Genomic DNA, 513 nt, shown 5'->3' with positions numbered 1-513 from the left:
GGGTAAAAGCCAGTGATGGTTTTAGGATCTTCGCCATAAGCTCCAAAGTAATGAGCCAGAACCGAATCTTGTTGATAGCCGAAATGGAAAGTGGTGGATTTCTCACTTGGCTGATTTGATTCGATTGATGAGCATGCTGAAAGCACTGAGAACATGGATGCGAAAATGAATTTGGAGAGCGTATGTAACAATGCACATTTCCTTGTCTTACAAAACCTTACTGTATTGAAGTATAGACATAAGTGCTTTCAACGTGCAGTTATCGCGGCTAAAGAACGAGTGTTTAGTCAAGTAAATCCATGAAGTGAGATCATACTGCGGGAAGAAAGCGGTATTGGGCGCGTTTTTCTCCTAATTTCAGTTTATTTTTATGGCGCACAAAATCATTTATTTTACTTATGTTTCTTGTTGTATTGGTCATTATCACTAATATCTGGCGATAATAACCAATAGCGCTCTGTAATAAATCAATTGAAATATATAACCATATGAATTTATTGAGGTAAATGTTTG

Annotated in this window: 1 protein-coding gene and 1 pseudogene; both read right to left on the bottom strand. The window is 37.0% G+C overall.

Translation table 11 applies throughout. The annotated features are described in order from the left end of the window. Window positions 1–191 (bottom strand): annotated as a pseudogene (locus R7R78_RS29595) (phospholipase D family protein); the annotation flags it as partial. 119 nt (window positions 192–310) lie between these two features. After that, window positions 311–513 (bottom strand): hypothetical protein (locus R7R78_RS29590; protein ID WP_225475024.1); only part of this gene is annotated, 203 nt, incomplete at its 5' end.

The organism is Vibrio sp. 2134-1, assembly GCF_033339495.1.
The sequence above is the reverse complement of the archived record's forward strand: the minus strand, read 5'-3'. Positions and strand labels throughout refer to the sequence as shown.